The sequence below is a fragment of the Paenibacillus validus NBRC 15382 genome, assembly GCF_004000985.1.
Classification (GTDB): Bacteria; Bacillota; Bacilli; order Paenibacillales; family NBRC-103111; genus Paenibacillus_G; species Paenibacillus_G validus.
Genome location: NZ_BIMH01000127.1, coordinates 1 through 794, shown reverse-complemented (window position 1 = coordinate 794; position 794 = coordinate 1). Strand labels below are relative to the sequence as shown.

Genomic DNA, 794 nt, shown 5'->3' with positions numbered 1-794 from the left:
CGCCGTCAGGAATCGCTCCGATCGGCTCCGCAGGTCATTGCGTCCATGCTGGATCGCGCTTTGGCAGCAGGGGCGACCGCCTCCTACGTCTTGATGGACAGCTGGTTTACGCATGCGCCTCTCATTGGCGAAGTCATTGCCCGCGGGCTCGACGTGATCGGCATGGTCAAGAATGACAATAAGCGTTTCCTGGTTCAAGGCCGGAAGCTGTCGCTCAAAGAACTGTACGCGGCAGCGTTTCCTGTGGTGAGCAACAAGCGTGGCATTCTCCGCTGCATTCGAACCGAGCTTGCCCCAGACATTCCGGTTCGCGTGGTGTTCGTTCGTCATCGTACGAAGAAGAATGAATGGCTCGCTATTTTGACGACAGACCTTTCCCTTTCCGTAGAGGACGTGATCCGCATCTACGCGATTCGCTGGGACATTGAGGTCTTCTTCAAGTGCACCAAATCACTGCTTCGTTTGCAAAAAGAGTTTCAAGGCCGCTCCTATGATTTGCTGATCAGCCATACGACGCTTGTGTTTTCGCGCTACATCCTGCTGGCTTGGCAGCATCGGCAAAGCACCGATGCGCGCTCCTTCGGAGGCTTGTTTTATTTGCTATGCGACGAAGTCGGTACGCTCGATTGGGCGGTTGCCTTACAACAATTGCTCGATCTCATCAACGAAATTGCCACGAAGGCCGGCAAAAAGCTTTCGGCTCTGATACAGCGTCAACTCCAGCAATGGATTGCCGTTTTGCCCAGTTACATCAAGGCTTGTTTGCCGATTTCATGCTGCGAAAGTTGAGTTAA

Annotated in this window: 1 protein-coding gene; it reads left to right on the top strand. The window is 53.5% G+C overall.

Annotated elements, in window-relative coordinates; all coding sequences use genetic code 11:
* Positions 1–789 (top strand): IS4 family transposase (locus PVA01S_RS26355; protein ID WP_164751993.1); only part of this gene is annotated, 789 nt, incomplete at its 5' end.
* Positions 790–794: the final 5 nt, after the last annotated feature.